26 protein-coding genes and 1 tRNA gene are annotated in these 23,855 nt (G+C 42.3%); 15 read left to right on the forward strand and 12 right to left on the reverse strand.

What is annotated here, in order from left to right:
- Nucleotides 1-105: 105 nt before the first annotated feature.
- On the forward strand, nucleotides 106-423 hold the full coding sequence (locus RMY32_RS07040; protein ID WP_322711071.1) for a DUF1825 family protein: 318 nt from the start codon (nucleotides 106-108) through the stop codon (nucleotides 421-423).
- Nucleotides 424-497: 74 nt separating this feature from the next.
- Here RMY32_RS07040 and RMY32_RS07045 read toward each other — a convergent pair whose 3' ends face one another.
- Entirely contained in the window at nucleotides 498-2,423 is a 1,926-nt protein-coding gene (locus RMY32_RS07045) for a transglycosylase domain-containing protein (RefSeq protein WP_322711072.1), read from the reverse strand.
- Nucleotides 2,424-2,596: 173 nt separating this feature from the next.
- Here RMY32_RS07045 and tyrS point away from each other — a divergent pair, with 173 nt between their 5' ends.
- The 5 genes from tyrS (at nucleotide 2,597) to gmk (ending at nucleotide 6,880) form a co-directional block, all read left to right on the forward strand.
- Entirely contained in the window at nucleotides 2,597-3,787 is a 1,191-nt protein-coding gene (gene tyrS / locus RMY32_RS07050) for a tyrosine--tRNA ligase (protein WP_322711073.1), read from the forward strand.
- 39 nt (nucleotides 3,788-3,826) lie between these two features.
- Complete coding sequence (gene pyrF / locus RMY32_RS07055; protein WP_322711074.1) at nucleotides 3,827-4,543, forward strand: orotidine-5'-phosphate decarboxylase; 717 nt, start codon at nucleotides 3,827-3,829, stop codon at nucleotides 4,541-4,543.
- Nucleotides 4,540-5,220 (forward strand): hypothetical protein, encoded by a 681-nt coding sequence (locus RMY32_RS07060; protein ID WP_322711075.1) that lies wholly within the window; start codon nucleotides 4,540-4,542, stop codon nucleotides 5,218-5,220. The genes pyrF and RMY32_RS07060 overlap by 4 nt, the downstream gene beginning before the upstream one ends.
- 627 nt (nucleotides 5,221-5,847) lie before the next feature.
- On the forward strand, nucleotides 5,848-6,114 hold the full coding sequence (gene remA, locus RMY32_RS07065; protein WP_041233849.1) for an extracellular matrix/biofilm regulator RemA: 267 nt from the start codon (nucleotides 5,848-5,850) through the stop codon (nucleotides 6,112-6,114).
- Between the two features lie 166 nt (nucleotides 6,115-6,280).
- Entirely contained in the window at nucleotides 6,281-6,880 is a 600-nt protein-coding gene (gene gmk, locus RMY32_RS07070; RefSeq protein WP_322695601.1) for a guanylate kinase, read from the forward strand.
- Between the two features lie 66 nt (nucleotides 6,881-6,946).
- Here gmk and RMY32_RS07075 read toward each other — a convergent pair whose 3' ends face one another.
- From RMY32_RS07075 to RMY32_RS07085, 3 genes are all read right to left on the reverse strand, one after another.
- Nucleotides 6,947-7,468: a photosystem I reaction center protein subunit XI gene (locus RMY32_RS07075; protein ID WP_322711076.1), complete on the reverse strand. Its 522-nt coding sequence runs from the start codon at nucleotides 7,466-7,468 to the stop codon at nucleotides 6,947-6,949.
- Between the two features lie 276 nt (nucleotides 7,469-7,744).
- On the reverse strand, nucleotides 7,745-7,894 hold the full coding sequence (psaJ, locus tag RMY32_RS07080) for a photosystem I reaction center subunit IX (protein ID WP_322711077.1): 150 nt from the start codon (nucleotides 7,892-7,894) through the stop codon (nucleotides 7,745-7,747).
- Nucleotides 7,895-7,933: 39 nt separating this feature from the next.
- Nucleotides 7,934-8,428, reverse strand: coding sequence for a Photosystem I reaction center subunit III (locus RMY32_RS07085; RefSeq protein ID WP_322711078.1), 495 nt, complete (start codon nucleotides 8,426-8,428; stop codon nucleotides 7,934-7,936).
- Between the two features lie 329 nt (nucleotides 8,429-8,757).
- Between RMY32_RS07085 and tsaD the strand changes: the two genes are divergently transcribed.
- A complete protein-coding gene (gene tsaD, locus RMY32_RS07090; protein WP_322711079.1) occupies nucleotides 8,758-9,807 on the forward strand; it encodes a tRNA (adenosine(37)-N6)-threonylcarbamoyltransferase complex transferase subunit TsaD in 1,050 nt (349 codons plus the stop codon).
- 56 nt (nucleotides 9,808-9,863) lie between these two features.
- Here tsaD and RMY32_RS07095 read toward each other — a convergent pair whose 3' ends face one another.
- Both RMY32_RS07095 and RMY32_RS07100 read right to left on the reverse strand, forming a co-directional pair.
- Nucleotides 9,864-10,781 carry an alpha/beta hydrolase gene (locus RMY32_RS07095; protein WP_322711080.1) on the reverse strand — a complete coding sequence of 306 codons (918 nt, stop codon included), beginning with the start codon at nucleotides 10,779-10,781 and terminating at the stop codon, nucleotides 9,864-9,866.
- 115 nt (nucleotides 10,782-10,896) lie between these two features.
- On the reverse strand, nucleotides 10,897-11,616 hold the full coding sequence (locus tag RMY32_RS07100) for a hypothetical protein (RefSeq protein ID WP_012410214.1): 720 nt from the start codon (nucleotides 11,614-11,616) through the stop codon (nucleotides 10,897-10,899).
- Between the two features lie 517 nt (nucleotides 11,617-12,133).
- Here RMY32_RS07100 and RMY32_RS07105 point away from each other — a divergent pair.
- From RMY32_RS07105 to RMY32_RS07130, 6 genes are all read left to right on the forward strand, one after another.
- Nucleotides 12,134-12,685 (forward strand): GNAT family N-acetyltransferase, encoded by a 552-nt coding sequence (locus RMY32_RS07105; RefSeq protein ID WP_322671979.1) that lies wholly within the window; start codon nucleotides 12,134-12,136, stop codon nucleotides 12,683-12,685.
- Nucleotides 12,686-12,992: 307 nt separating this feature from the next.
- Nucleotides 12,993-13,066, forward strand: a tRNA-Pro gene (locus tag RMY32_RS07110).
- A 651-nt stretch (nucleotides 13,067-13,717) separates the two neighbouring features.
- Entirely contained in the window at nucleotides 13,718-14,572 is an 855-nt protein-coding gene (locus tag RMY32_RS07115; protein WP_409882434.1) for a Tic22 family protein, read from the forward strand.
- Between the two features lie 25 nt (nucleotides 14,573-14,597).
- Nucleotides 14,598-15,488, forward strand: coding sequence for a peptide chain release factor N(5)-glutamine methyltransferase (gene prmC, locus RMY32_RS07120; RefSeq protein ID WP_322711081.1), 891 nt, complete (start codon nucleotides 14,598-14,600; stop codon nucleotides 15,486-15,488).
- 88 nt (nucleotides 15,489-15,576) lie between these two features.
- Nucleotides 15,577-16,185 carry an L-threonylcarbamoyladenylate synthase gene (locus tag RMY32_RS07125; protein WP_322711196.1) on the forward strand — a complete coding sequence of 203 codons (609 nt, stop codon included), beginning with the start codon at nucleotides 15,577-15,579 and terminating at the stop codon, nucleotides 16,183-16,185.
- Nucleotides 16,186-16,282: 97 nt separating this feature from the next.
- Nucleotides 16,283-17,197 carry a HAMP domain-containing sensor histidine kinase gene (locus tag RMY32_RS07130; protein WP_322711082.1) on the forward strand — a complete coding sequence of 305 codons (915 nt, stop codon included), beginning with the start codon at nucleotides 16,283-16,285 and terminating at the stop codon, nucleotides 17,195-17,197.
- 74 nt (nucleotides 17,198-17,271) lie between these two features.
- Here RMY32_RS07130 and RMY32_RS07135 read toward each other — a convergent pair whose 3' ends face one another.
- The 5 genes from RMY32_RS07135 to RMY32_RS07155 all read right to left on the reverse strand — a co-directional run bounded on the left by RMY32_RS07135 (nucleotide 17,272) and on the right by RMY32_RS07155 (nucleotide 22,042).
- Complete coding sequence (locus RMY32_RS07135; RefSeq protein WP_322711083.1) at nucleotides 17,272-17,739, reverse strand: GNAT family N-acetyltransferase; 468 nt, start codon at nucleotides 17,737-17,739, stop codon at nucleotides 17,272-17,274.
- Nucleotides 17,740-18,029: 290 nt separating this feature from the next.
- The gene (locus RMY32_RS07140) at nucleotides 18,030-18,443 is read right to left on the reverse strand and encodes a hypothetical protein (protein ID WP_322711084.1); all 414 of its coding nucleotides are present in this window, start codon (nucleotides 18,441-18,443) and stop codon (nucleotides 18,030-18,032) included.
- Between the two features lie 73 nt (nucleotides 18,444-18,516).
- Nucleotides 18,517-19,506: a protein translocase subunit SecF gene (gene secF / locus RMY32_RS07145; RefSeq protein WP_322711085.1), complete on the reverse strand. Its 990-nt coding sequence runs from the start codon at nucleotides 19,504-19,506 to the stop codon at nucleotides 18,517-18,519.
- Complete coding sequence (secD, locus tag RMY32_RS07150; RefSeq protein WP_322697100.1) at nucleotides 19,503-20,915, reverse strand: protein translocase subunit SecD; 1,413 nt, start codon at nucleotides 20,913-20,915, stop codon at nucleotides 19,503-19,505. The genes secF and secD overlap by 4 nt, the downstream gene beginning before the upstream one ends.
- A gap of 143 nt (nucleotides 20,916-21,058) precedes the next feature.
- Entirely contained in the window at nucleotides 21,059-22,042 is a 984-nt protein-coding gene (locus tag RMY32_RS07155; protein ID WP_322711086.1) for an alpha-ketoacid dehydrogenase subunit beta, read from the reverse strand.
- 331 nt (nucleotides 22,043-22,373) lie between these two features.
- Between RMY32_RS07155 and RMY32_RS07160 the strand changes: the two genes are divergently transcribed.
- Together RMY32_RS07160 and RMY32_RS07165 are read left to right on the forward strand one after the other, a co-directional pair.
- A complete protein-coding gene (locus RMY32_RS07160) occupies nucleotides 22,374-22,547 on the forward strand; it encodes a DUF6888 family protein (RefSeq protein WP_292706907.1) in 174 nt (57 codons plus the stop codon).
- The gene (locus RMY32_RS07165) at nucleotides 22,544-22,756 is read left to right on the forward strand and encodes a DUF6887 family protein (RefSeq protein ID WP_322711089.1); all 213 of its coding nucleotides are present in this window, start codon (nucleotides 22,544-22,546) and stop codon (nucleotides 22,754-22,756) included. Before RMY32_RS07160 ends, RMY32_RS07165 begins: the two co-directional genes overlap by 4 nt.
- Before the next feature lie 96 nt (nucleotides 22,757-22,852).
- On the opposite strand, the gene RMY32_RS07170 is transcribed toward RMY32_RS07165, so the two are convergent.
- Complete coding sequence (locus RMY32_RS07170) at nucleotides 22,853-23,836, reverse strand: trypsin-like serine peptidase (protein WP_322711090.1); 984 nt, start codon at nucleotides 23,834-23,836, stop codon at nucleotides 22,853-22,855.
- Between the last annotated feature and the right edge of the window lie 19 nt (nucleotides 23,837-23,855).

The raw sequence follows: 23,855 nt of genomic DNA on the forward strand, positions 1-23,855 counted from the left end.
CAAAACCGAAGCTTCGTGACTAGATTACTTCCCTAGACTAAAATAATAAATAGAAGTAAAACTATTAAGCTACTGAGTCTGGGCGCTCAGTTTAATATAAGCAATATGGGATTCTTCGATTCTGAAATAGTTCAGCAAGAAGCAAAACAGCTGTTTGAGGATTATCAAGCGCTGATCAAGCTTGGCAACAGCTACGGCAAATTTGACCGCGATGGCAAAAAGCTGTTTATTGAGCAAATGGAAACCATGATGGAACGGTACCGCATCTTTATGAAGCGCTTCGAGCTATCAGAAGATTTCATGGCACAAATGACAGTAGAACAACTGAAAACCCAATTAGGTCAGTTCGGTGTCACTCCGCAACAAATGTTTGACCAAATGCACGTCACTTTAGAACGGATGAAAGCCGAGCTAGAAAAATAGCCTTAGCAAAAGTTAGGAGTTGGGAGTTAGGAGTTCTCAATAAACTCATAACTCATAACCGATCGCTCCTAACTTTAATTTGACTTGGGACGAGAAAACTGGGAAGGGGACTTGAAGTTTTCTACGGGTACGTTCTTAAGTGCCTTCTCCATAAAATCTTTCCAAATGGGAGCAACCATGACACCACCTGTGGCATGGTCAGCTAATTGTCTGTTGTCATCTCTCCCTACCCAAACAGCAGTTGTCAACTGTGGCACAGTACCAACAAACCAAATATCTTTTTCTGATGATGTTGTTCCGGTTTTCCCTGCGGCTGGGCGACCGATCGCAGCACTTTTACCTGTACCTTCAGTGATTACCGATCGCATCACATCGAGAATTGCAGCTGATGCCCAAGGATCGAGAACTAGCTGCGGTTTAGGGGTGTTATCTAGCAACACATTACCACTACTATCAGTGACACGAGCAATTACAGTTGGTGGAGATTGCCAACCATAATTAGCAAAGGTAGCGTATGCACTAGCCATTTCCAGAGGGGTGACACCAATTGCACCAAGTGGTAAGGAAGTCACAGGTTCCATTGGACTCATAATGCCCAAGGTACGACACGTTTCTATGACTCTATTCATTCCTACAGCCTTACCAACCTTGATCACCGGAATGTTGCGCGATTGGGCTAAGGCTCTGCGGATTGGCATAGCTCCACTAAAACCGCCATCATAATTTCTGGGAAAGTACCAACCGTTACCATCTCGATAGCTAACTGGAGCATCTACCACCGTTGAGTCTGGCCCATATTTACCACTAGCAAAAGCAGTATAGTATACAAACGGTTTAAAAGAAGATCCGGGCTGGCGCTGAGATTGAGTTGCACGATTGAATTCACTGGTCTTAGGATCTATACCACCCACCAGTGCTTTAATAAAATGCGTGCGCGGATCGATGGCCACAAGGGCCATTTGATTCTTATATAATCCTTGCCCCAGAAGTGTTTTATGCCACTTAACGACAGTTTCCTCAGCCATGATTTGGAAGTTGGCGTCAACTGTAGTTTGCACCCGCATCCCGCCTTTGAGTAGTGTCTCACGCCCAAACTTCTTAGCCAACTCCTGCGCTACGGTATTGGTTACATAAGGTAAGGCACTACCTTGAAAGGATTTGATTCTCCCAAGTTTGATTTCTTGCTTGAGGGCATTATCGTATTCTGACTGGTTAATCCAGTTCAATTCCAGCATCCGTCCCAGCACTTCTTTTTGTTTCTGTTTTGCCAGCTTCATGCTCACAAACGGGCTAAATTCTTCTGGTGCTTGGATCAAACCCGCCATCATTGCTGACTCACCCAAGCTTAAATATTCTGATGATTTATTAAAGTAACTGCGGGCTGCCGTTTGTACACCATAATTGTTATGACCCCAATAAACTTGATTGAGGTACATTTCTAATATTTGGTCTTTAGTGAGAATTTGCTCTAACCGAATTGCTAGCACAGCCTCTGCTAACTTCCGGGTGAAGGCCCGCTTTTGAGACAAAAACAGGTTTTTTACCAACTGCATAGTAACAGTGGAGCCACCTTCTTTGACTCCACCTGCTACAGCGTTAACTACTATAGCCCGGCCAACACCAGTGGGGTTGATACCGTGGTGATCGTAGAAGTGGCTATCTTCACTTGCCAATACTGCCCGTTTTAAATTCGGGGAAATTCTATCTAAGGGTACGACTTCCCGATTGGCTTCCCCATGAATACTTGTTAAGAGCTTGCCCTTAACGTCATAAATGTAAGTCGTTTCTGAGGGGAAGAAGTTACGTAGCTGTCTCACATCTGGCAAATTACGGAAACTGATGGCTAAACCAACCAGTCCTCCGGCTACAATGGAACTTGCCAGCATGGTGATTGATAGGAGAGTACCGCCAGTTACCTGACCAACTCCTTTCAAAAACTCAAAACCTGATGAAGCCCGACGCTGTGGCTGTTTATCTTCAAAAGTCCTAGACGACGACACGGCTATTTCACTTCCTCACTTGTAAATTTAACTGTAATTGATTGGGTGAAGCAAGGCGGTTAGTTTTTTGCAATTATAGTAGTTTGGCAGATGAGAAAGCGGATAAATTGCAAGTGTTTATAACCAACTTAACTTCTAGTGTGCAAAACATAGCTAATAATGAGTCTCTTAATATGACGCAAGATTTTGCTTGGCTGCGTCGTGGTGTAGTAGAAGTTTTCCCACAATCAACTGATGTTAACAGCGAAAGTCTAGAAAGGCTCTTACTAACTACAGACAAACCTTTAAGGGTCAAATTGGGAATTGACCCTACAGGTACTGATATTCATCTTGGTCATAGCATACCAGTACGAAAACTGCGAGGATTTCAAGATGCAGGTCATACAGCAGTTTTAATTATTGGCGATTTTACAGCACGTATTGGCGATCCAACTGGTAAATCTGAAGTGCGTCGTCAGCTTACAGAAGCAGATGTAGCTAAAAATGCTCAGACTTATCTCGATCAAGTACGTCCTATCTTGGATTTTGACACACCAGGAAGGTTAGAGGTGCGCTATAACTCCGAATGGCTCTCTAAGCTCAACTTAGAGAAAATTTTGGAGTTACTCTCCACGATGACGGTGGGGCAGATGTTAGCGAAGGAAGGATTTGCTGATCGCTATAAAAAAGAGAATCCGATTTTTATCCATGAGTTCCTGTACCCGTTAATGCAGGGTTTTGATTCGGTTGCAGTTGAGGCAGATGTGGAATTAGGCGGCACCGATCAGAAATTTAATATAGCTGTAGGCAGAGATTTGCAGCGCCATTTTGGTCAAAAGCCCCAATTTGGAATGCTGCTGCCAATTTTGATTGGCACAGATGGCGTACAAAAAATGTCTAAGTCTTTAGGTAATTATATCGGATTGTCAGAACACCCAGGACAAAAGTATCAAAAGTTGCAAGGAGTTCCCGATAATCTCCTAGAACAATATTTTGAACTGTTAACGGATTTACCTTTGGATCGACTGCCAGAAAATCCCCGCGATCGCCAGACACTTTTAGCATGGGAAGTTGTTAAACAGTACCACGGTGAAACCGCAGCCCAAGAGGCAAAAGAAGCAGCCCAAAGTGGCGGCAAAGAAGGTGCTGTTCCAGAATTTTCTCTAGCTGGCATACAGCAATTTCCTACGAAGTTAGCGTATATTCTCAATGTCACTGGCTTGTGCAAAAGTACCGGGGAAGGAAAGCGGAAAATTCAAGAGGGTGGCGTGCGTTTAGATGGCGATCGCATTACCGATGCTGACACCACTTTCGATGCTCCTAGTCAATTACAAGGTAAAGTTTTACAAGTCGGAAAAAATAAGTTTGTGCGCTTAGTACCCTAAATTGGGAGTGAGAATGAAAAAACTAATGACAAATGACCAATGACCAATGACAAAATAATTGTGGCTTTGGATGTGCCAGATGAACAAGCTGCGATCGCCCTTGTAGATCGACTTGAGGATGTTACTTTCTTCAAAGTAGGTTTAGAGTTGTTTACCAGCACTGGCCCAAAAATTCTGGAAGTGCTAAAATCCCGGCAAAAACGGATTTTCCTGGATTTAAAGTTTGATGACATCCCCAACACTGTTGCAGGTGCTTGCCGTAGTGCAGCTCGTTATGGTGTGGATTTATTGACAATTCATGCTACGTGTGGTATAGAAGCTCTCAAAGCTGCAACAGAAGCGGCACAGGAAGGAGCTGCAAAAGCAGGTGTACAACCACCAAAGTTAATTGCGATTACTCTGCTAACAAGCATTTCCGCCAGACAGTTGGCATTTGATTTAAAAATCCCCCTAGAATTGCCAGAATATGCTCTAGAAATGGCCCTACTCGCTCAAGAATCTGGTTTGGATGGGGTAGTTTGTTCGCCTCAAGAGGTGGCACAGCTACGACAAACTTGTGGAAATGACTTTTTGCTAGTTTGTCCGGGGGTTAGACCAACTTGGGCTGATATTGGCGATCAAAAGCGATCGCTCACTCCAGCACAAGCTATTAAAGCCGGTGCAGATTATCTAGTGATTGGTCGTCCCATCACCACTGCTACTGAGCCTGAGTTAGCCTGGAAGAGAATTTCTGAGGAGTTGATCGCGGTGGCATGAAGCTAAGAGTCAGTGAGAAACTCAAAGTGCAAGGTGTAGAAAAGAACAATCTTACCTCTTCGCTCAGTCAGAAAAATTATAGTTTCCTGTTTGCTTGTGGCTTCTGGGTTGTAGTTTCAAATAGCTTTGCTTACCCAGCCTTCTCGATAAACCCTATCCCTAAACCCTCGACGCTAGCAGAAAGGGAAAATGCGAACAGTGGTGCGAAGTCTTTGTGTTCTGAGCAAAATTTAGAAACATTAACTATACAGCTACTACAAAAATTACCTAGTTATACCAATCGGGCTAGTCAACGTGCCCGCCGCCTCAGTAGAAGCAGTCAGGTTTACAGTTATATGTTAGTGGCAGGAAGACCTGAGTTTACTCCTCTGCCCCTTAACCTTGAAGAATATAGTGCAGATGTGTCTAAAAGTGCTGCATCAGGAGTTAAGCAAGTTTTCTTTACTACCTTAGAGCGGCAGTACATAGATCGGAAAGTTGTAGAATTGCAAGAATTTCACTGGCTGTTATTGACTAAAACTAAAAGTGGTTGGCAACTAGTGATGATGTTTTCTCAAGCTGGTTCCTATTCACAACAGCAACCACTATCTCCACCACGAGATAGTAGTAACGGTACTGTTGCCCAAGGGGTTAAAACTTGGTTGCGCGATTGTGAAGCTGGAAGTTTACGTCAATAAAACCTAATTCCCAATCTTCGTAAATTAGAAGACTATTAAGTAATGTCTAAAAATACTTACTCAAATTCTCTATAAACAAGATTATCACTTGTGGTTAGAAACTACATTAAAATAATTGCAAGAACAAAATTTAGAACATCTTGATTAGGATCGTTTGATGAGGAGATTCAAAGATTGAAGAATGAACAATAACACAAGTTTGAAAGTTATTTACTTTTTTTGAAATGCTCTGGCGCGGCATAGCCCCTTGTTAAAGGTAAGCTAATTTTCTACAGCACGGCATAAATAAATTACTCATTTCAAATCAGTAAAATGCTTACACTGTATACGTGTTTAATTTTGTTCGCGAGTCCGCAAGCGTCATTGTGAATTTTGAATTAGCCTTTTGCGGTACTAATTATTTTCATAGAAGATACATTACCTAACTAGCTTGTATCAGTATGATTTTACCTGTATCTTTAGGAATATTTTTAGGAAAAATAGTTAATAAATAACTAAAAGAAGCAGACATTATTTAAAAACGCAGATTGGCTTGAATTTAAGCGTTGTAACTCCCGTTTTTTGGCGATAACATGGAAAGAAGTTTATTTCAAGCTTTATCAAACCGCCTTTAGCGTCAGTTTTTTTATGGACATTCAGTTAATTAACATCGGGTTTGGTAACATCGTCTCTGCCAATCGAGTAGTTGCCATTGTCAGTCCAGAGTCTGCCCCAATTAAGCGGATTATTACCGATGCACGAGACAGAGGTCAGCTGATTGATGCAACTTACGGTCGTCGGACTAGAGCTGTAATTATCACCGATTCCAGCCACGTAATTCTGTCAGCGATTCAGCCGGAAACGGTAGCGAATCGCTTTGTGATTTCTCGCGAGCATCAAACTGTAGATAATTGACTAGCAGGGGGTTTTTCCTACTCCTCTTTGCACCGTATCAGTAGTACCATGTGAATTAGACAAATTTTCTGTTACTCTTGCTACAAATTCCTTAGTCACCAGTGGACTAGACCAGGAATACAAGACTAATGAATAATATGTATTGATTGATTCACAGGTTGAAGGGATGATGCCAGTTTTACCCATCCAGAGTAGTGCGACTACCGAAGAATGCTTACATTTAGGCAAGTTAATTGTTTTAACTGGCCCCAGTGGGGTCGGTAAAGGCACTTTAATGCGATCGCTCTTAGAGCGTCATCCAGAACTTTATTATTCTGTATCCGTGACAACTCGTTCTCCCCGTCCAGGGGAAATCGATGGCAAAAGTTATTACTTTATCAGTCGCAGTAAGTTTGAACAATTAGTTGCTGAAGGTGAATTTTTAGAATGGGCAGAATTTGCTGGTAACTATTACGGCACACCCCGTGAAGCAGTACTTAACCAAATTCATTCCGGTAAGTTGGTGGTGCTGGAAATTGAACTAGAAGGGGCAAGACAAATTCGTGCTTCCTTCCCCAGTGCCCTCAGCATTTTTATTTTACCGCCTTCCTTTGATGAATTAGAGAAACGAATACGCTCTCGTGCCCAAGATTCTGAAGAAGCGATCGCCCGTCGTCTGCTTCGCGCCCAAGAAGAAATTCAAGCCGCAGATGAATTTGATATTCAAATCGTTAATGACGATTTTGAAACTGCTTTAAATGATATTGAAGGAGTTTTGTTTAAATAAGTTAGGAGTTAAGAGTTAGAAGTTATGAATTTAAACTTTTAACTCCTAACTCCTAACTCCTAGTAATTAACCAAATAGACCTTGAATTAGTTCTAAATTACTAGTCAAAAAGTAAGCAACTACTGCACCACCAATACCACCAATCAAGAAAGAACTGCCGAAGTTGTTCCAGCTTTCTTTAGAGTTAAAAGCATCTGCTGGAGGCTTGGGTACGGTAACACTAGGAAGTGCTTTGGGTGGATTGCTATTTGCATACAGCGATAGAGCGCCTGTGAGAACTACAACCAAGCCAATGGCTGACAGTAACCCAGCTAAGTTAGCATTATCTGTGTCCCGCAGTGGGCCTAATTTGGCAAAGGGGCCAAATAGCCAGTAACCATGAGCCATACCAACTTCCAAACCGCGTCTAGCAGGAGCTAAACCTGGGCGATAGGCAGGTAAATTATTAATAAACCCCTTGATCAAAGGAGAAGAATTAACCGGAGTTTCTAAGTTGCCTAACTGTGGATCGCCAAATGCGGGAAAAACAACTTCCCGATTTCTCGGATCGCTGGGAAGATTCTTTGATGCATCTACTGCTTGTGCCATATTTTATGTTCGCCTCTAAATTAAAATGGTGGCATTTTCATATTAATAATAATTGTCGCTCAAGAAGCATTTTGTTTAGGAAGTTTAGAAAAATTAATTTAGCTGATTTTAAAACCGTGAAACTCGCGATCTGTAAACAGTATCACGAGTTTCAAAAAACTATTTTTGCCGGCTATTTTAGTGATAATTCTGCCTAACTAAGCTGAAAAAATCAACTACACAATATTAAGCAAAAAACAAGACATTGATTCAACAGTCCTAAATCCTATTTGACACTTATGGTAGTGGGTGGAAAAGTAGGTCGGGGAAAAAACGGTTGAATTCAATCAAGATACCTGCTGTGATGAATAGCCATATCGTAGCGGCCACGGGCGCTGTGGAAATGAATTTAATCAAATAAACTGATTGATCGCCTTTGTCTGCCATGAATTTAGTCTCCAAAAGGAATGAATTATTTAAGCTGATTTAGCGTGGAGAAATGGGGATTTCTGTATCCTTGGCTGCTAATTTTCCAGAGAGAAATTCTTGGACTGCTGCTACTGGCCAAGTAAAGCCTGACGCTATGATAGGTAGTGCCAAACCAAAATCGATTTGGATTTCTTTTAGTTCAGTGTTCTGGTCTTTTTTGACTGCTTGCAGATAGGCACGACCTACCCAGCCAATCCAACCAGCAATATATAGAAACAAAATGCTAGGGATCAAAAAGTCACCAGCATGATCTAGACGACCATCAACAATCAAGTGGGGATACCCCTCAGGGCCACACAGTTCTTGAGAATAACGCTCAAATCGCTTTCTCCCAGATTCGGGATCGGCGGTGGTATTACGGGCATTAGCTGCTAGCTCTTGAAAAGCGGGATTGTCTTTGCACGGTGTCAAATTAGCCCCTAAAGCTTGTGCTGGGGGGGCAAAATTGAACCAAAGACTAATCGCTAACATCAAAGCAAACAATCGTCGCATAGAGTTGTTTCCTTTTATTACAAAACAAGAAGTTCTTTGTACAAAACGAAGCGGCTTGTACAGTTGTTTATTTGCATAACTAGGAAGTCATCATACTCTTGGGTGGGAACCGAGTAAAGTTTAAGTAAATAAAAGTTAAAGCTTCTCAACCAAAATTAGTGCTGAGTGCTGAATTCCGAGTGCCGAGTATAAGAATTGTTGTTGTAGGGTAGTAAAGAAGCAAGATTTTTTCTCTACTATTCAGGACTCAGGACTCAAGACTCAGAACTCAGAACTCAGGACTCAGAACTTTGAATTTGGAACTCAGCACTCAGCACTGATTACTCTCAATGACAACCGTTTTAGCAATAGAAACCAGTTGTGATGAAACAGCCGTCGCAATTGTGAACAATCGTAAAGTTTGCAGCAGTATCGTAGCCTCGCAAATTCCAGTCCATCAGCAGTATGGCGGGGTAGTACCAGAAGTAGCGTCTCGCCAGCACTTGGAAATGATAAATGTTGCGATCGCACAAGCCTTAGAGCAAGCCCAACTAGATTGGGGACAAATTGACGCAATTGCCGCCACTTGTGCCCCTGGGCTTGTAGGAGCGCTATTGGTAGGGTTAACTGCTGCCAAAACTCTAGCGATGGTACACAATAAGCCATTTTTGGGAGTTCATCACCTCGAAGGTCACATCTGTGCAACTTACTTGAGCGAATCAACTTTAAATCCCCCTTTTCTTAGCTTACTGGTTTCAGGCGGACATACAAGCTTGATTTATGTCAAAGATTGTGGTAGATACGAGACTCTGGGACAAACCCGTGATGATGCTGCGGGTGAAGCCTTTGATAAAGTGGCGCGATTGTTAAAGTTGGGTTATCCAGGTGGACCAGCAATCGACAAGTTGGCACAGCAGGGTAATCCTCAAGCCTTTGCTTTACCGGAAGGAAAAGTTTCTTTACCTGGTGGAGGGTTTCATCGTTATGATGCAAGTTTTAGTGGGTTAAAAACGGCTGTATTACGTTTAGTGCAGCAGTTAGAGAAAGATAGTGGACAAGTACCAGTGGCAGATATAGCAGCGAGCTTTCAGGATGCGGTAGCGCGATCGCTAACCAAAAGAGCGATCGCCTGTGCCCTTGACTATAGTCTAGACACAATTGCCATTGGCGGCGGTGTAGCAGCTAATAGCGGCTTGAGAAAAAATCTCCAAGCTGCCGCCGTTAAACATAATTTACGCGTCCTTTTCCCACCTTTAAAATTCTGTACCGATAACGCCGCCATGATTGGCTGTGCCGCCGCTGACCATCTATCCCGTGGTCATACATCTCCCCTGACACTAGGCGTTGAATCTAGATTAGGGCTTACTCAGGTGATGAAGTTGTATCAGCCTGTTGAGTAGTCATTTGTCATTCGTCATTTGTCATTTGTAACTACCAATGCCCAATGCCCAATACCCTATACCCTATAACTATTGACTATCGCCCGAATGTGATCGGCCACTGCATCCGGCTGTTCTAACATAGCCAGGTGTCCGCAATTAGGAATTTCCAAAACATTGTCACCACAATATTGAAAAAGCCTGTGAAAGCTAGCTAAATGGCGCACATACTTGGGTTCCATAACCTTGTCTTGGGCGCCAGCCAAAAAATAAACTGGCTGCTTCAGTTGGGATACTAGCTCAGGTAAACGATTGATTTCTTCTTCAGTTGTGGAGTCCAACAAAGTTCCCAGAGCGGCTTCTGGGTCAGCCACAACGAAATCTATTACTCGCTGACGTGCCCAATAGCGCTCTAAAGGACGAGCCACACTAGCTCTAGTAAACAGTAAATCAATCAAAGGCACTTGGGACAGCCAGCGTGGACGGACTTGCAAAAATTTCTGACCCGCCGAGCGAAACTGCTCAAAGGCTTCTTTGAGGTAAATACCACCGCCAGCGTTGATACAGATAACTCCCTTAACACGCTCAGGCATTTGATCTGCTCCCCAAAGAGCGATCGTCCCGCCTAATGAGTGACCAATTAGCCAAGCACTTCTAATATTCAATTGTTTCAAAAGAGCTGCTAAATCTTGAGTATACGCAGCAGGAGTATAAAGAGAATCAAAAGATGAGTCAGCCGTACTACTGGAGATGGGCGTTATACTCAAAGACGTTTGTGCTCGACTAAAATCGGTTTTTAGTTGGGATTGGGATTCACCAAAACCCCGCAAATCATAGGACAGGCACTGCAAATCATCTGATAGACGGGAAATCACAGGTTGCCAATATCCACGGCTATTGAGCCAACCGTGGATAAATACTAAAGCATGGGGGCAGGAAGTGGGAGCCGTTAGCTCGTATGCGTGTGGAACGCCCAAGATTTCGATAGTTGCCATACTTGTATCGTACCCTTAAGGACGGGTGCGACTAAATACTAAAGTAGAAAGAGTTAGAAGTTAGGAGTGAAGAATTTTTAACTCATAACTCATAACTCATAACTTCTCACTTTTCTTATTTACCCAGCAACCTCTGTCGCACTCCTTCAGCAATTTTGTGACCCAGATATTCAGGAATGAGACTTTCATTCGGCCCTAACAAGTAGAGAATTAGCCGTGTACGTCCGCGCCAAACCAGTAAATTGGCATTGACTACCAGAAGGTCTTCCTGCCAGATAGCATACATGACTTTGTAGAATAATCCTGGTTGATTATCAGCTTCAATCACTAGGGCAGGGAGATGAAATACCGGATCGACATAAAACTCAGTTTGTACCTGCTCTAAGCCAGTGTCAAGATTAAATTCTACCGCCAGCATCTCTTCTACCTCAAACCGACCTCCTAAAGCCTCGCGAATGGCGCGACAGACATTTTCTGCGGTTTTCTCGGTCAAGGCTTTACTACCACGAGATACCAACAGTTTGATAAAAACTAACATTGGCGGACGGATTTGACCGTATAGACTTAAACCGTGGATAGTCAACCCATAAGCTGCTAGTACACCAAAAATATCGCTGAGGAGAAAAGACTGGTTGCGGTAAGCAAAATGCAAAGCACTTTTGCTACCTTCCGGTTTCAGTTCGATAACAGCACGTCTAGTTTTATAGAGACGGTAGGCTAGCCGCAAATTTTGCAGTTGAATTTCACTACTGACGAATTGCTCATAAAACTGGGGAAACGCTCGGTTAAAGCGCTTTAGGAGTTCCAGTGTCGAAGATTTTAAACCAGAAGCCATTGTTAAGGGTAAGACTCGTTTGCTTTCGTCAGCTGGGGGCTGGGTGTTGGGGGTTGGGTGTTAAGGATTGGGGACTGGGAGGACAAGGGGACAAGGGGGACAAGGGGGACAAGAGAAGAGTGTTCTCAATGTTCCATACCTCATGCCCAAATCCCATATACAATACACTCCTAAGCTAACGTGCATTTAAGCTCTATACGAGCAATTGCCATGATTAGGTTTTTTCATTTTGAATTTTGAGTCGCACCTTTGGTGCGCTAGAAGCGCAACTTGAATTTTGAATTAGTTATATCCTTACGCTTTTGGTGAATTTCTCCTAGCCTTTACAACAAAATGCTAAAGTTGAAAATGATTGGTGTGAAACACGCTCTAACTGGCTGTTACCATTGCAAATCCCGAAAACAACCGAAAAACTTTGAGTGTAATAGGGTAATAAATGGGGGTAGCGATGTTAAAAGTGAATCAACACTCCTAAGAGTGGAAACCAATTCAGTTATACTACCCGAACCGCGTTGGCATGGGTTTTTGGAAAACTTGGTTTAGTACTCCTGAATCTGTAGGGACAACTAGGACAAATCTCTTTGAAGAGCATACAGCAGAAACTGCGGGCAACTCTAGCCCCAGTAGTATTAGCGAAGCTGCTTCAAAGGAGGCTCGGATCGTCTTCAGTACGGAACGAGATATTGACCTATATGAGCTAGAAGAACTCTGTGATGCAGTTGGTTGGTCGCGTCGTCCTCTAAGAAAAGTAAAAAAAGCTATTGAGCATAGTTTTCTCGTTGCTTCAATGTGGCAAGTGAGAGGAAACCAAAAGCGGCTCATTGGTTTTGCCCGTGCTACCTCAGATCACGCCTTTAATGCCACTATCTGGGATGTAGTGGTTCATCCAGACTTTCAAAGTCAAGGACTGGGGAAGGCGCTAATGAAATACGTTCTCAAAAAACTTAGGAGTGAAGAAATTAGTAATGTCACTCTCTTCGCTGACCCCCATGTTGTAGATTTCTACCGAACTATGGGGTTTATGGCCGATCCAGAAGGCATCAAAGGCATGTTCTGGTATCCTCACTAATGCTCAATCCAAATAAAACCCGATTCGCACAATAAAATCAGGTATAGTAGTACAAATCTATTATTGAAATTTGGTTTGACAAGGTTTAGCCGACGAACGCACAAGTAATATCTCTTGTAAAACTAAGTCGGCAGACAAACCTTTAACCTTTATCAGTCCAAATATCTAATCTAGCTAGTATTTGCAGAAGATATAAATATATTAGGCATGAGCAGTGTTATGTGATATGATTGCATTAACGCTTTTGTGAAAGCGCGATCGCTTTGATGGGGAGATAAAAACCAAACCCAAAAAAGCAGATGTATAACGGGATGTAGCGCAGCTTGGTAGCGCGCCTGCTTTGGGAGCAGGATGCCGCAGGTTCAAATCCTGTCATCCCGATTTAATTAATATAGTTAACACTTAGGGTAATTAGTTAGGTTTTCTTTGCTAAATAGGCAATTGAATTAGATATTTTTACGAAGAAGACCAATTAGGCTGTTTTGTAGTTGAAGCCTAACAGACAAATTTCGTGATTAACATCATTAAGTAGTAAGATATTCTGAACTCTGAGCTTTGTATAGATTTGATGAAGATATTAAAGCAATCACAGATGGAACGATTGATTAACTAATAGCGTCAACTAATTTTAGAAAAAGCCGATAAAATGGCATTTATCATCTCCAAGGTTGGAGAGATGGATAGGCTTTTTGCTGTTTGAGAAGACATATAATAAGCATCTACGGCATTTCGCGGTCAATAGCGAAGCGAAACCTAGAAAAACACAACGTTAGCACAGCCAATTTGTGAAAACGATACTATAGCAACTCTAAATAGTTAGGGAACATTGGATTTTGACCGTTGACGCTTTGGGTGACGCTCCTGTGTCGCTACCGCTTGCGCTAACGGCAGTCCCTCTTTGTTAGAACAACAAGACCGGGCTGCCTCACGCTTAACACTCAACCTCAACGCGCATAATGAATTTTTCAAAACTAAAATGAATTGCTATATAACTAAAGCTAGTTGGTGCTGTGCAAATCCAACCATTTCCATTTGTTTAATTTAATTGGACTATTGATGCGAGGAGCAGTCATGAAATCATTTATTCGCTTAGGCGCAACATTGGGTATAGCTGGCAGTGTATTTTTAACAGGGCTTTCAGGAATAGGCAATATACCAGGAATGGGCAATCTAGAGGCGATCGCTCTGCCACAAGATCAGGTCGTGAAAAAGCTCCAAGAAGTACCTGTATTCACGCTCACCAATCCTAAAGGCGAATTTGTAGTTCTTTCAAGAAACAACGCATCCAAGCCGATCTCACAAGTGGGATTTTTTATTAGCAAGCAAGATGCTCAAAAATTCCTTGACAATCGGCTCAAAAAAGAAAATCCCCAGTTAGCAGGCACTCTACAGGTTAGACCTTTGTCCTTGGCAGACTACTATAAAATAGTTCAAGAAAGCAAAAAGAAATCAGATTCTGTGATTTATACTTTAGTTCCGACGCAACAACAAGTAGCTTCGGCAACAAGTATGATCAATCAAAATGGTAAAAAGGTAGAGCAATTCAATGGTATTCCTCTATTTGTACCCAAATTTAAGAAAGATAATAGCTATCTGACCATTCCCCTTGCTAAAGGTAATGAGCGATACATCCCTTTCTTTTTTGAGAAAGAACAAGCAGTGGCTCTGTTAGAGGAATTCAAAAAAGCCGTGCCAAAGGAAGGAGCCAATACTGAAATTCAGGTGGTGGATTTGTACGGTGTTATGGAAGCTCTCAATAGCAGCAGCGATCCTAGTATCAATAAAATTGTTCTGTATCCATCACGGGAGTCGATCAACTTTATTCGCTCCCTGGCGCCAAATCAATCACCAGCGGCCAAGCCAGCTGCCCCCGCTCCGAAAAAATAACGGATATGCGCTCCAAGGTTGAGGTATGGGGGAAAAACATCTGATAGTCTCTGGTTTACAACTTTGGCAGTGGCGGAATGCAGCTTTAAAAGCAGCGATCGCCACTGATGTCCCACCAATGGAAGTAGATTGGTTGCTCCTCGAAGTTGCTGGATTAGACCGCTTGGCACTGCGTTTAGAGTCTTTTAAAAACTGGCCGCAAATTCAACTGCAATTGCCACTAGAAGAGTTAGAGCATCTGTGGCAGAGGCGATTAAATGACCGCTTACCAGTGCAGTACATTGCCAAAGTTACACCTTGGCGTCAGTTTAAAATCGCGGTGTCGAGTGCAGTTTTGATTCCTAGACCAGAGACAGAGTGTTTAATCGATTTAGCTGAAGCATCTACTAGCAATACTTCAGGACATTGGGCGGATTTAGGGACTGGGAGTGGTGCGATCGCCATCGGATTAGCAGATGTCTTGTCAAAAGCAACAATTCATGCAGTTGATTACAGTTTAGAAGCTCTGGCGATCGCCCAAGCCAACGCCAATAATTTGGGTCTTGCTGACCGGATTCAATTTTATCAAGGTTCCTGGTGGGAGCCACTGACATTCTTAAAAGGTCAGTTCAGTGGTATGGTGTCAAATCCCCCTTACATACCCACCAGCACCTTACTGACTTTGCAACCAGAAGTCGTTAACCACGAACCACATCTAGCTTTAGATGGTGGCCTTGATGGCTTAGACTGCATTCGTCATTTGATCGAAGTCTCCCCTAGTTATTTGCAATCGGGTGGCGTGTGGCTAATTGAGATGATGGCTGGACAAGCGGATGCAGTGCAAGAACTTTTACAAAATCAAGGTAGCTATTGTAAAATTCAAATTCACGCTGATTTAGCTGGAATTGAACGTTTTGCCCTGGCCTACAAAAGTTAGGAGTGATGAGTTATGAGTTATGAGTTATGAAATTCCTTACTCCTGCACAGACGCGATTAATCGCGTCTCTACTCCTAACTTTGTAAATATGACCCAAGTTTCTTTAGAAAATCTAATAGTTGGCGCACGCGCTGGTCTTTTAGTGAGCTTTTTGACTGATACTGTTCCGGCACTTGCAGCGATACCAGAGAAAGCAGCATTAATTTTTGCGGAGAAACAACGCAGTCAAGACAAACCTTTGATTTTGATGGCGGCTAGTGCTGAAGATTTGTGGCCGTATGTCAAGGGTAGTAAAAATGAATATAAAGTTTGGCAAGAATTAGCAAATAAATATTGGCCAGGAGGGCTGACATTAGTTTTGCCAGCGAGCGAACGCTTACCAAAAGTTATGAATCCCATCGATCCAACAACAATTGGGATTCGAGTACCGAACAGTGCGATCGCTCAAACTATTTTGGCGCAAACAGGCCCCCTTGCAACCACTAGCGCCAATTTTTCTGGTCAGCCGCCTTTGCAAACAATGACAGAAATTGAGATTCAGTTTCCCCAAATTCTGACTTTAGCAACGACAGAATACCAGAGTGAAATACCAGGGATGGGTATACCTTCCACTGTTGCTAAATGGACAGGGATAAATTGGCAGATTTTACGACAAGGTGCCATCGAGTTAGATTTATCGAGTGATAACCAAGTATAGGTAGCTATAATGTTGTTTTCGTGGTGTTAACAACAGAGAAATCTGAAACTTTAGTTGGCGCTGTTGTACTTAATTAGCAAGTTAATAATTGCCAGATATGAATTGGAGCAACTGGATATATCTAGGAGTAGGAATAGCACTAGGTATGGTTTTCCGTAAGTTATTTGGGCGAGCGCCTAATGTTTCATTTAGCTCATCCCCAGTAGCGCCATCAGCTCAACAGGATATGTCACTAATATCGCAACAGCTACAGCAAACACAGCTGGCATATCTGATGGCAAAGGAAATGAGCCAGTTTAAAGCTGGTTTTTTGGCGCGCACTACCCATGAATTGCGATCGCCTTTTAATGGTTTGATTGGCTTACATCAATTAATTTTGTCAGATTTGTGTGAAAATCCAGCTGAAGAGCGAGAATTTATTGCCCAAGCTCACGAGCGAACGCTGAAACTGCTGAAGCTAATGGATGAAATTCTCAATGTTGCAAGAGCTGAACACGGCACTAATAAATTAGATATTCAGCCCAGAGCCTTAGCCGAAATTTTAGAGGAGGTTCATGACTTAACTTATATGCTGGCGGCAAATCGCAATTTTCCCTTTCAATTATTACCCGCCGACTCAGAAATTTATGTTTTGACAGATTACCTCTGGCTGCGCCAAGTATTGATAAGTTTAATAGACACTGCCATTACTCAAATGGAGGAAGGCAGCATTTGTATTTCCAGTAGCACCCTACCTACAAACAATTTTGTAAACATTTGGCTAGATTTACCAACCCATGCTGTACCCTGGAGCGAGCCGATTGATTTGCTCAAATTTGAAGATCCGTTGACCCAGATTGACCAAAAAAACGCTACTCTTTCCCCAGGAATGAGACTATTAATCAATCAAACTTTGGTGGAAGTTATGGGAGGAAAGTTAGAAATCTTGCCCTCGACCATTGTCAAGGAACCACTTTTGCAGCTTACCAGAATACAAATATCTATCCCTTTAGTGAGTAATGCTGAGTCCTAAGTAGTAGATAGGAAATTTTGCTTTTTAACTACCCTACTACTACAGTTCTTATACTCAGCGCTCACTGCTGGAAACTATTTCGATGATTCTTGAAGCTGAATTTCTGTAGTAGCAAGGAAAGTACGATTAGCTTGATTGTGTAGCACCATCGTAGTAGTAGTGTTGCTTTGAAAACCAATCTTTTCGTAGAAACCCTGTTGGTAAGTAGTCATCAGGTAAACTCGCTCAACCGATTTCATACGAGGATGTCTTAAAACGGTTTCTACTAAATTGCTTCCCAATCCATTATGTTGATACTCTGGATGAATCACAACATCCCAAATTGTGGCGCGATAGATGCCATCAGATGTTGCTCTTGCAAAGCCAATGAGCCGATCGCTATTCCAAACGGAAATCACTGGCTCACTATTGGCAATAGCGATACCTAAGTCTTCAATACTGCGTCCCTTTGCCCAGAAAGCGGAAACGTTTAACAGTTCTTGGAGTTGATAAAGGTCAATTTCAGACTTGCGATCGCTAAATTTAATCTGAAGATCGTTCATGTATGGCATCCACTTTTAGCAGTATTTTTGAGCAGACATTTGATGAAATTAAATATGCATTATTCAAAAGTCTTGTAGAGATGTAGCACTACTAAATCTCTACATTCTTTTTCAGCAGATATCTCGTACAATGTCTAAGCTAGCTAGTAATGAAAAGTTTGTAGTAAGCACTTGAGTGCTGAGAAAATTAAGAACTAAAGTCCTGACTACAAACTTGCTTACTCATCAATTTAAACTTTGATTTAAGTCATATTTTGCTATAAATTGCTGTACGTGTAGAGCAAGAAAATTTAATGACAAACCCACTTCCATAGAGGATGAGTTGCTCCCTGTTGACGTATCCGATAAACTTGTTTTTCTAAACGTTGTTTTTCCTGCGGTGGCAGTCCGAGTAGAATATTCCGACTTTGCCAAACTAAAACAGCAGCAGTCATCCCCAGACAAAAAGCGAGACCGAAGGTAGACAGTGGATGGTAGAACAATCCAAATCTCACTGCCACCCAGGTAAAATATTGTTGCCACAGAGCAATTTCTGCACGTAGACCCCACAACGAGGCAGGCGCAACAGTCAGCCATAAACAGCCCACAAACAGCCACCTGCCATATACTGTCAGCTGATGTAGTCTTTGTACTTGTTGAGCAAATGATGGGTCAGATTTCTCAAAGTCTGGGACAGTATTTAATCGTTCTTGCGGTTGATCCATAGGGAAATAAGATTGCAAGGCGTGGGTGAGCAATTCAAAATACTTTCACCCAATTGGGAAATATACACTCTTTTTAACTATCTTGGGAACTGGGAGATGTATCAATCGAATCAGCGTTGTCTAACATTTGGGATTCTCCTTTTCGCTCTCGCCACCAAGTTAGAAGCGTACCGGCGATGAAAATACTCGAATAAGCTCCCATTGTGAAGCCAATAATCAAAGCTAGGGAAAAGTTTTTCAGTGTTTCCCCGCCAAATAGAAAAATTGCAGCTAATGTCAGTAATACGGTTAAGGTAGTATTGATCGATCTTGTCAATGTTTGGTTAACCGCATCATCTACAATTTGGGCAATTGGCTGTTCGGGATGGACTTTCAGGGTTTCCCGAATGCGATCGTAAATTACCACTGTATCGTTGACTGAGAAACCTGTGATCGTAAGTAAGGCGACGATAAAAAGGCTATCTACTTCGATGCCTGCTACCAAACCCAAAAATGCAAAAGACCCAACTGTAATCAAGATATCGTGGAGTAGGGCAACGATCGCAAACACAGCATAATCTAACTGGAAACGGAAAGCCATGTAGATAGTAATACCGATGAAGGAAACTATCAGAGCTAACATCCCGGATGTAAACAGTTCTCTGCCTAATGTGGGGCCAACAGAGTCAATCTGGTTCTTTTGTGGGTCAAAAACGCCGATTTCTTCGCTCAAAGCGTTTTGTAATTTGGTACGCTGATCGACACTCAAATCTTTTGACCGAATTAGTACACCATTTTCTACACCATTTTCTGAGACAAGTTGGATACTGCTATCACCTAGTCCCTGTGCTTTTGCTACTTCCCGGACAGCGTTGATATCAATTGGTTTGTCGCAGTTACCGGGTTTGCTGCAATCTCGGACAAACTGCAACCGCGTACCACCGATAAAATCTAAACCGGGGCGTAAAGGGGAACGAATACTAGGTTGTTGCCAAGAAATCACCATTGAAATGATACCAGCAATGATGATAGCAGCAGAAATACTCCACCAAAGCGATCGCGATTTATTAATGCTTAGTTTCATTGAGTCACCTCTGCCTTATTCGATGCTGGCAGGTTTGGACAGAAAAGTTCTGTCTTGCGCAAGGAGTGAATTGAAATTGCCAAAAATAGCAATGTCCGACTACAGGTAATTGCAGTAAACATACTTACAGCTACCCCCAAAGCTAAGGTTAGAGCAAAACCTTTAACTAAACCAGACCCCAACCAAAACAGGGCAGCGCAAGCAATCCATGTAGTGACGTTGCTATCTAAAATACTAGAAAATGCCCGATAAAAACCCGATTCTACAGAACGATACAGAGATTTACCCGCCCGCAATTCTTCCCGCGTCCTTTCAAAAATTAGCACATTGGCATCAACTGCCATCCCAATACTGAGAATAAAACCAGCAATTCCTGGCAAAGTTAGGGTAACGCCCAACAAAGCAAAGGTTGACCAAGTTAAAAGAGAGTAGATCACTAGTGATATATCCGCAATCAATCCTGGTAGTCGATAGTAAACCACCATGAATATTAATACTAAAGTCAAACCACCGACTCCAGCATAAATACTACTTTGAATACTATCTTTACCCAAGGTTGCTCCGACTGTCCGCCTTTCTGCAACTTCTACTGGTACGGGTAATGCACCACCGCGTAACTGCACGCCTAAGTCATTGGCTTGTTGGGCGGTGAAACGTCCTGTAATCACGGCAGAACCACCTGTAATCCCAGTGGCGGCAAATTCTATACCTACAGTAGGAGCGCTGATTAGTTCATTGTCTAGAAAAACACCAATGCTACGCCCAGTACCAGCGAGATTTTTCGTCAAATTGGCAAACAGTTCGCCACCCTTTTGGTCGAAGCGAATGGCAACATTCCAGTTGTTACCTTGAGTGGGTTCACCATAGGCATCCTTGAGGTATTTGCCAATGAGCGGTGGATCGGTGCTTTCAAACAATTCTGCGATCGCTTGATTATTTTTTTGTAAGTCTTCTTGATTCTTGACAATTGCCGCTTTGTCGGTACTCTTTCTTAATTCTTCCTGCTTAAATTTCAATTCGGCTCTTGATGCTTGAAAAGCAAGCAGCTGAGTTTCTGTATTCGCCTTTTGAGTCCGAAATTCTAACTGTGCTGTACCCCCTAGCACCCGTTCAGCTTGCTCTGGATCGTTGACTCCTGGTAGTTGCACCAATATTTTATCTGTACCGACTGTTTGGATTACTGGCTCAGAAACACCTAAACCATTAATCCGGCCTTCGACAACTTTCTTCACACCTTCCAATTCGCGTTCGGTGATTTTGGGGATATCCGCTGATGGTTTCACCTGAATTGTGAGCTGTGAACCTCCGCGCAAGTCCAGCCCTAGAGGTATCGGAATTGTGGCAATCACCGTAATAGCGGCGATTATCAGGACTAAAATCAAAATTAATAGCGATCGCTGTCTTTGCATACCATAACTCGCAACTGACAAACGCTATAATAGCGTTCTTTTGAGGAGTTATGAGTAAGTATTGGGGACTGGGGATCGGGCATTGGGGATTGGGCATGAGTTATTCTCCTAGTCCCCAGTCCCCAGTCACCAGTCTCCAGTTCCTAAACTCGCAACGCCATCATTTTTTCCACAGCTTCTACTATTTGCTCTGGTTGGACGATTGTCAGTCGTTCCAGATTGCCGTTGTAAGGTGTGGGGATATCTTGGGAAGAAAGTCGTAGTACTGGCGCATCCAATTCATCAAAAAAGCGATCGTTTATTGAGGCGATGACTTCTGCTCCAATACCCGCAGTTCGCATCGATTCTTCCACAACAATGACTTTATGGGTTTTACGGATTGATGCACCAATGGTATCAAAATCTAATGGTTTGAGGGATATTAAATCGATAACTTCTGGATCGTATCCTTGTTTTTCAAGAGTTTTTAGGGCTTGCACTACATGATGGCGCATCCGCGAATAAGTAATAATTGTCACATCTTTCCCTGGACGCACAATTTCTGCTTTATCTAAGGGGAGGAGGTATTCTTCTTCTGGTAAATCTTCTTTCAAGTTGTAAAGTAAAACGTGTTCAAAGAACAACACTGGATTATCATCGCGGATAGCGGATTTCAGCAGTCCTTTAGCGTTTCTTGGTGTGGAACAGGCAACAATCTTTAACCCTGGCACAGCTTGGAAGTAGGTTTCTAGTCGCTGGGAATGTTCTGCGCCTAGCTGCCTTCCCACACCTCCAGGGCCGCGAATTACCATTGGAATTTTAAAGTTACCGCCAGAAGTATAGCGGAGCATCCCAGCGTTGTTGGATATTTGATTGAAGGCAAGCAGTAAAAAGCCCATGTTCATGCCTTCAATGATCGGACGCAACCCAGTCATTGCGGCTCCCACAGCCATCCCAGTAAAGCTATTTTCAGCAATGGGGGTATCTAGAATACGGAGTTCGCCATATTTTTGGTACAGGTCTTTGGTAACTTTATAGGAACCGCCGTAATGTCCAACATCTTCACCGAGAACGAATACGCTGGAGTCACGCGCCATTTCTTCATCAATGGCTTCCCGTAAGGCGTTGAAGAATAGTGTTTCTGCCATTTAGACCTTTTAGTACGATTATGGTTATAGAATTTTATCGTGCTGCTGTCGCAAATATAGTGAGCGATCGCACTAGTTAGAGTTTAGGTTTTTTAAATAAACTGCCCCTAGCATAGAACGAGCGATCGCCATAACTATATCAAAGCTATTTAACTCCGATTTTAGAGGTTTTATGAGCGATCGCCTCTCACTTTGGCAAATGCGGCTGATTTAGCTCTGTAATAATACGCGCAAGCAAGTGTTAAATATATTTAAGCATTCATGATTGAAATATACTAACTTAACTCCAGTCACGCCAGAGGAAAAAATTTGTTGTAGCAATAATTTAAATATGCCTACTGTAGAACAATTGAAAACGTTGTTTATTTTAAGTTTTTGGGCTACCAAAATGTATTTACCTGTGTTTTTAGTGCGAATCGATGAACGAACAAAAAATCTTGTAATTCTTGCTGGTGAAGAAAATGAAATTATAATTTACCTAGACGGGAAGTGGAGATATGTATGATTAAGCCAGATTTTATGACAATGGCCCGTGTCCAATTGCGTCAATATATTCTTGACCACAGAGAAGATGATGAAGCATTTCAAACTTATTTAGATAGATTCACCTCTGAAGACGCTGTAATCTTCCCTGCGCCCCAGTCAATAGATGATTTAGAAAACTTCCCAGAATTGCATCAACAGAATCTAGAAAGACTACGAAAGCAAGCTTAAACCATCCCATAGATCCCCGACTTTTTTGAGAAATCGGGGATCTGAGTATTCATAGGGTGGGTTAGCCGCAGTCATAACCCACTAATTAACTAAGACTTAATTTTTAGCAAACAAACGATCCAAGAAATCAATTTTTACCGCCAAGTTGATTATCCCTCGATTTGTAGCAGCGTCCATAATTTCAGCATTGTTCAGGGCCATAATATATGGTTCACCTCCAACTAAACTAATAATTGGGCCACCAGAAGAACCACCTGTAGTGTCACAATCATGTAACAGTACTTCTTGCTGCTCTTGGACAATACTACATCCTTCCTGGAATCCCGCAGTCATACCTTGACCAGCAGAGAGAAATTCATAGCCTTTTTTATTAGGATTAGGAAAGTCACCAGAGTAGCCTACAAAAAAGAATTTTTTCTTGTAATTTTTAATCAGAGTTGAAGAAGGTAAAGAATCCCATCCTAAATAACCATACTTTTTACCGAGAGGCTTATTAATTTTCATAACTGCCCAGTCATTAATTTGATCTGTGATACTGTCGTTAGTGAAATTTGTACCATAAATAACTTGCTCTACGAAAGCTATATCGTTTTTACTCGGTACAACACCATTAATGAGGTTTGGCAGAAACAGAATTTGTTTACTTAATTGGTGAGTTTTGGGATCAATAACGCAGTGAGAATTTGTTAAAACCAGATTTTCACCAATTAAAGTTCCCGTGCAATGATAGCTTCTAGCATCAGCAGTTGTTCCTTGTACCCGCCCAATTGTTGACCAAGGATACTCTCTACTAATCATAGGAATACGGTCATCCCAATCAATAACACCTCGGTCTTTATCATAGGGTTTTTCAGATTGGTTCAACCCAGAAGGTTTAAAAGGCTTGCCGTCTCCTGACAGTTGCAATTGATTTGCATCTTGGAATTTGGTAAATTTTGGTGGCGTACCTTCTTGCGTTTGCGTTTGTTCTTTAGCTTGCACAGATACCCAACCACCCAAGGTAGTAAAACCAAGCATTCCAGCGATAAAAAGAGCGAAAAATAAAGCCAAAGGTTGCTTGTAGATAGGCTTTTTAGTCATGGATAGAACTCCTTAATTA

The sequence above is a fragment of the Nostoc sp. ChiSLP03a genome, assembly GCF_034531215.2.
GTDB lineage: Bacteria > Cyanobacteriota > Cyanobacteriia > Cyanobacteriales > Nostocaceae > Nostoc.

What these genes read in the sequence shown, in the direction of transcription:
- RMY32_RS07040 (WP_322711071.1), top strand. Translation starts at nt 106, where the DNA reads ATGGGATTCTTCGATTCTGAAATAGTTCAGCAAGAAGCAAAACAGCTG.
- tyrS (WP_322711073.1), top strand. Translation starts at nt 2,597, where the DNA reads ATGACGCAAGATTTTGCTTGGCTGCGTCGTGGTGTAGTAGAAGTTTTC.
- pyrF (WP_322711074.1), top strand. Translation starts at nt 3,827, where the DNA reads ATGACCAATGACAAAATAATTGTGGCTTTGGATGTGCCAGATGAACAA.
- RMY32_RS07060 (WP_322711075.1), top strand. Translation starts at nt 4,540, where the DNA reads ATGAAGCTAAGAGTCAGTGAGAAACTCAAAGTGCAAGGTGTAGAAAAG.
- remA (WP_041233849.1), top strand. Translation starts at nt 5,848, where the DNA reads ATGGACATTCAGTTAATTAACATCGGGTTTGGTAACATCGTCTCTGCC.
- gmk (WP_322695601.1), top strand. Translation starts at nt 6,281, where the DNA reads ATGATGCCAGTTTTACCCATCCAGAGTAGTGCGACTACCGAAGAATGC.
- RMY32_RS07075 (WP_322711076.1), bottom strand. Translation starts at nt 7,468, where the DNA reads ATGGCACAAGCAGTAGATGCATCAAAGAATCTTCCCAGCGATCCGAGA.
- psaJ (WP_322711077.1), bottom strand. Translation starts at nt 7,894, where the DNA reads ATGGCAGACAAAGGCGATCAATCAGTTTATTTGATTAAATTCATTTCC.
- RMY32_RS07085 (WP_322711078.1), bottom strand. Translation starts at nt 8,428, where the DNA reads ATGCGACGATTGTTTGCTTTGATGTTAGCGATTAGTCTTTGGTTCAAT.
- tsaD (WP_322711079.1), top strand. Translation starts at nt 8,758, where the DNA reads ATGACAACCGTTTTAGCAATAGAAACCAGTTGTGATGAAACAGCCGTC.
- RMY32_RS07095 (WP_322711080.1), bottom strand. Translation starts at nt 10,781, where the DNA reads ATGGCAACTATCGAAATCTTGGGCGTTCCACACGCATACGAGCTAACG.
- RMY32_RS07100 (WP_012410214.1), bottom strand. Translation starts at nt 11,616, where the DNA reads ATGGCTTCTGGTTTAAAATCTTCGACACTGGAACTCCTAAAGCGCTTT.
- RMY32_RS07105 (WP_322671979.1), top strand. Translation starts at nt 12,134, where the DNA reads ATGGGTTTTTGGAAAACTTGGTTTAGTACTCCTGAATCTGTAGGGACA.
- prmC (WP_322711081.1), top strand. Translation starts at nt 14,598, where the DNA reads ATGGGGGAAAAACATCTGATAGTCTCTGGTTTACAACTTTGGCAGTGG.
- RMY32_RS07125 (WP_322711196.1), top strand. Translation starts at nt 15,577, where the DNA reads ATGACCCAAGTTTCTTTAGAAAATCTAATAGTTGGCGCACGCGCTGGT.
- RMY32_RS07130 (WP_322711082.1), top strand. Translation starts at nt 16,283, where the DNA reads ATGAATTGGAGCAACTGGATATATCTAGGAGTAGGAATAGCACTAGGT.
- RMY32_RS07135 (WP_322711083.1), bottom strand. Translation starts at nt 17,739, where the DNA reads ATGAACGATCTTCAGATTAAATTTAGCGATCGCAAGTCTGAAATTGAC.
- RMY32_RS07140 (WP_322711084.1), bottom strand. Translation starts at nt 18,443, where the DNA reads ATGGATCAACCGCAAGAACGATTAAATACTGTCCCAGACTTTGAGAAA.
- secF (WP_322711085.1), bottom strand. Translation starts at nt 19,506, where the DNA reads ATGAAACTAAGCATTAATAAATCGCGATCGCTTTGGTGGAGTATTTCT.
- secD (WP_322697100.1), bottom strand. Translation starts at nt 20,915, where the DNA reads ATGCAAAGACAGCGATCGCTATTAATTTTGATTTTAGTCCTGATAATC.
- RMY32_RS07155 (WP_322711086.1), bottom strand. Translation starts at nt 22,042, where the DNA reads ATGGCAGAAACACTATTCTTCAACGCCTTACGGGAAGCCATTGATGAA.
- RMY32_RS07160 (WP_292706907.1), top strand. Translation starts at nt 22,374, where the DNA reads ATGCCTACTGTAGAACAATTGAAAACGTTGTTTATTTTAAGTTTTTGG.
- RMY32_RS07165 (WP_322711089.1), top strand. Translation starts at nt 22,544, where the DNA reads ATGATTAAGCCAGATTTTATGACAATGGCCCGTGTCCAATTGCGTCAA.
- RMY32_RS07170 (WP_322711090.1), bottom strand. Translation starts at nt 23,836, where the DNA reads ATGACTAAAAAGCCTATCTACAAGCAACCTTTGGCTTTATTTTTCGCT.